This is a genomic window from Stenotrophomonas sp. PS02297 (assembly GCF_029959705.1).
GTDB classification, from domain to species: Bacteria; Pseudomonadota; Gammaproteobacteria; order Xanthomonadales; family Xanthomonadaceae; genus Stenotrophomonas; species Stenotrophomonas nitritireducens.
Genome location: NZ_JASCOS010000197.1, coordinates 1 through 4,103, shown reverse-complemented (window position 1 = coordinate 4,103; position 4,103 = coordinate 1). Strand labels below are relative to the sequence as shown.

Annotated in this window: 4 protein-coding genes; 2 read left to right on the top strand and 2 right to left on the bottom strand. The window is 67.5% G+C overall.

Annotation, left to right across the window (positions count from 1 at the left end):
* Nucleotides 1–141: 141 nt before the first annotated feature.
* Nucleotides 142–1,521, bottom strand: a complete 1,380-nt coding sequence (locus QMX80_RS18655; protein ID WP_282278675.1) for an outer membrane protein transport protein — start codon at nt 1,519–1,521, stop codon at nt 142–144.
* 217 nt (nt 1,522–1,738) lie between these two features.
* Here QMX80_RS18655 and QMX80_RS18650 point away from each other — a divergent pair, with 217 nt between their 5' ends.
* The gene (locus QMX80_RS18650; RefSeq protein ID WP_055770977.1) at nt 1,739–2,431 is read left to right on the top strand and encodes a rhomboid family intramembrane serine protease; all 693 of its coding nucleotides are present in this window, start codon (nt 1,739–1,741) and stop codon (nt 2,429–2,431) included.
* Between the two features lie 38 nt (nt 2,432–2,469).
* Nucleotides 2,470–2,793, top strand: coding sequence for a DUF1820 family protein (locus QMX80_RS18645; protein WP_055770980.1), 324 nt, complete (start codon nt 2,470–2,472; stop codon nt 2,791–2,793).
* Between the two features lie 221 nt (nt 2,794–3,014).
* Here QMX80_RS18645 and QMX80_RS18640 read toward each other — a convergent pair.
* Nucleotides 3,015–4,103: S41 family peptidase (locus tag QMX80_RS18640; RefSeq protein WP_282278670.1), on the bottom strand; the 1,089-nt coding region annotated here is incomplete at its 5' end.

The window sequence follows — 4,103 nt, the reverse complement described above, 5'->3', positions numbered from 1 at the left end:
GTTCATGCCCCATTGTCGCCCGCGGCGCAGCACCGGGCCACGCCGGCGTGGGCGCGGGCCACGTCGTCTCGCGTCTCGCAAACGCAGAAGGCCCCGCTTGCGCGGGGCCTTCCGGGTTACGGCATCAACGACAGGCTCTGATCAGAACTTGTAGTTGATCGAAGCGGCCAGGATATCGCCCGCCACCTTGTACTTGCCCTGCAGCACATTGCCGGTGCTGCTGGTGGCATTGATCGCCGGCTTGTTGGTGAACAGGTGGGTGTAGCCGAAGTTGACCTCGGTGTTCTCCTTCGGGGTCCAGCCCAGGCCGAACGACAGCCACTTGCGGGTCACGTCCGGCACGCGCACGTCGCGGTGCGAGTAGCTGGTCGGGGTTTCGTCGTAGGCCACGCCGCCACGCAGGGTGATGGTGTCGGACAGCTTGTACTCGGTACCCAGCGAGCCGAAGGTGGTGTCCTTGTACTTGAACGCCAACACGCTATCCGGCTGGTTGGAAGCGAAGTCCACGGTCACCGTGTCGAACGCCGGCGCCCAGGCGGTGCGCGACACATCGCCCATCACGCTCCAGCGATCATTGATCTTGTGGGTCACGCTCAGGGTGGCCGACGCCGGCAGGGTCACGGTGGCCTTGCCGCTGGTGTCGATGAACAGGCCCTGGGCCTTCAGGTGCAGCAGGGCTTCGACGTTGCCCGGCACGTCGAAGCGCGCCTTGCCGCCGGTGATCTTGTGCTCGACCTTGGAGCGGTAGCTCAACGCGATGTTGGTGTCTTCGGTCGGGCTGAAGGTACCGCCGATCACGTAGCCGACCGCATTGTTGTTGCCTTCGATGGTGGAGTAGCCATCGGCGCTGCCCGGGACGATGCCCAGCCCGGCGCTCGCGCCCTTGCTGGCGCTGAAAGCCACGGCGCCGAAGTCCACGGCCTGGGCCAGTTCGATGGTCAAGTGCTCGACGAACACGCTGGCGCCGAACGACACGTACGGGTTGACGTCATACGAGAACGCGGCGCCCAGGTCGACGGCCTTCAGGTCGGTCTTGGTGCCGTGGTAGCGGCCCACCCAGTTGCGGTCGTATTCGGTCTTGAAGCCGAACGGTGCGGTCAGCGACAGACCGAAGTGCATGTTGTCGTTCTCGCCGAACGGCACATGGAAGTACGTGGCCGGAACCGGGGCGATCATGCCGGCGTCGCCACCGTTGCCGCCGGAAATCGGCGAGCCCTTGCCCGCGCCGGTCAGGCCGGCATTGCGCGCGTTGTAGACGTCTTCCATCTTGGCCGAGAAGCTGATCGCGCTCAGGTCGGCCTGGAACTGACGGCCGTTGAGCAGGCGCATCGAGGCCGGGTTGGTGGCCACCACGGAAGCATCGTCCCAGGCGGAGGTAGAACCGGCGAAAGCACGGCCCAGGCCCTTGGCGCTGTTTTCCTTGAGCTGGAACGCGGCGGCATCGGCGTTGCTGAAAGCCAGGGCACCAGCAATGCCGACGGCCAGGGCGGTGACGCGTGCGAGGGTGGAAGCGGTATGCATGTTGGAAGCTCTCTCCGTAGGACGGTGATGATTCGTTGGTGCGCCTGCACCCCAGTTCCGTCCAGCGGCCCTGCGGTGCGCCGGATTCCCCTCCCGACATACGACGCCGTATGCAGTATCCATCAAGCTTGTTAACTAAACAATAACGTCGCCCGCATTCATTTCCTCTCGTTCCATCACCCTTCCCGGGCCCGTCACGGGGTAGGCTTGCGCGCCCATGTTCATTTCCCTCCCCTCCCGCAACAAACCCGGACTGCGCTGGGCGGTGCCGCTGCTGTTCGCGGCGATCTGGCTGGCCTTCCTCTGGTCGATCTCGCGGCCGGATGAAGCCCGGCGTTCGCTGTGGATGGACTGGGGCGCACTGTCCACCGGCCTGGGCAATCCCCAGGACTGGTGGGCCGCGCTGCGCGACGGCAGCGTGCTGCGCCTGTTCACCGCCCTGTTCCTGCACGCGGACTGGTCGCACCTGCTCGGCAACCTGGTGTTCCTGCTGATCTTCGGGCTGCCGGCCGAAAGGGTACTCGGGCCGTGGCGGCTGTTGCTGCTGTTCCTGCTGGGCGGCGCTACCGCCAACCTTGCCGCGTTGTATGCCATGGGATCGCCGGACCAGATCATCATCGGCGCCAGCGGAGCCGTGTCGGCATTGCTGGGCGCCTATCTGGCGCTATTCCCGGGCGCGAGGCTCGGCGTGGTGCTGCCGCTGGGCCTGTTCCTGGAATTCGTCCGCGCCCCCGCTTACCTGCTGATAGGGGTATGGGCCGCGCTGCAGGTGGTGTTCGCCTATATCGGCCCGAGCTTCGGCATGGTCGCCTGGTCGGCGCACGTGGCCGGCTTCCTGTTCGGCATCGTCTATGGGTTGTATGTGCGTGCCGCGATTGCCCGGCGGCTGCGCAAGCGCCATGGCTTCTAGCCCCGGTCGCGCCTGCGTGCCGTCCTTATAATCGGGCGATGAGCAGCAGACCCCTGTACAAGATCACCTTCCTCAACCACGGCAAGGTCTACGAGCTGTATGCCCGGCGCGTGGGCAGCAGCCACCTGTGGGGATTCAACGAGATCGCCGACCTGGTGTTCGACCTGCACGACGGGCTGGTGGTCGACCCCACCGAGGAGCGCCTGCGCGAGGAGTTCGGTGACACCAAGGTGCTGCACCTGCCGATGCAGAGCATCGTGCGCATCGAGGAGGTGGAGAAGAAGGGCCAGTCGGCCATCCGCGATGCGACCACCGGGGAGAAGGTGGTCACGCCGTTCCCGATGCCGGCCAAGCCGCGCTGAGGGTTTCTTCCAGCGCACGGCGCGCGCCTGCATCCAGGCAGTAGCGCCAGGCGCGGCATGACGGCTGGGCGGAGCCCGCACAGCCCTCATTTACTGCCGTCGGGCTTTTGCAACCGCTCCTGCGGCCGGAGAGGCACTTCCCCCAATGCCGCCAGTGAGAGCGCCCGGCCGTGGATGCGCCGACAACGCAAGCCAGGCGATCCGCCGCGAGGCGGATGTCGTTACTTGCCGCTGTCGTCGGCTTCCGGCTTGGGCTGCTCCGGCTTGGCAGGCACGGCGACACCCGCGGGCGCGGGCGCCACTTCCGGCTTCGGACGGGCAACCGGGCGCGGCGCAGCCGCAGCCCTGGCAGCGAGCGAACCCGGCTGCTTGAGTTCGCGCAAGGCCGACTGGATCGGCCCATCGCCCGGCAGCACCACGCCCGAGGCACCGCCGCTGGCCTCGTCATCGCCGCGCAGGTGGCCCGGCAGCTTGGCCTCGCTGAAATCGGCGATGGAAGCCGGCATGTCCTTGACGGCATCGGCCGGATCCGGCGCCAGTTCCACATCCGGAACGATGCCGGTGGCCTGGATCGAGCGGCCGCTGGGCGTGTAGTAACGCGCGGTGGTCAGCTTGACCGAGTCGCCATTGTCCAGCGGCAACACGGTCTGCACCGAACCCTTGCCGAAGGTGCGGCTGCCGACGATGCGCGCGCGCCGGTTGTCGTGCAGCGCGCCGGCCAGCACTTCCGAGGCGCTGGCGGAGCCCGCATCCACCAGCACCACCACCGGCGCGCCCTTCATCAGGTCGCCCGGCGTGGCCTCGAATTTCGCATCGCTGACCGCAATTCGGCCGCGCGTGCTCACGATCACGCCCTTCTCCAGCAGATCGTCGGCCACCTGCACCGCCGCGGTGAGCAGGCCGCCTGGATTGCTGCGCAGGTCCAGGACCAGGCCCTTCAACTTGCCGCCGGCCTGCGCCTGCAACTGCCCGACGTGTTTCTGGAAATCGGCGCCGGTATCGGCCTGGAAGGTACTGATGCGCACATAGCCATAGCCCGGTTCGAGCATCCTGCTGCGCACGCTGGTGACGCGGATGGTTTCGCGGGTGACGGTGACGTCGAACGGCTTGTCCTCGCCACGCTCGATGGTCAGCACCACCTCGCTGCCAGCCGGGCCGCGCAGCGGCTCCATCGCCTCGATCGCGCTGATCGGCTTGCCATCGATGGCCACGATGAGATCGCCGGCGCGGCGCCCCGCGCGGGGGGGGGGGGGGTGGGGGGTCGGGGGGGCCCCGTTGTGGGCGCCCGCCAGGGGGGGCCGGTGGGCGCC

Coding starts and splice junctions, on each gene's coding strand:
- QMX80_RS18655 (WP_282278675.1), bottom strand. CDS start 1,521: ATGCATACCGCTTCCACCCTCGCACGCGTCACCGCCCTGGCCGTCGGC.
- QMX80_RS18650 (WP_055770977.1), top strand. CDS start 1,739: ATGTTCATTTCCCTCCCCTCCCGCAACAAACCCGGACTGCGCTGGGCG.
- QMX80_RS18645 (WP_055770980.1), top strand. CDS start 2,470: ATGAGCAGCAGACCCCTGTACAAGATCACCTTCCTCAACCACGGCAAG.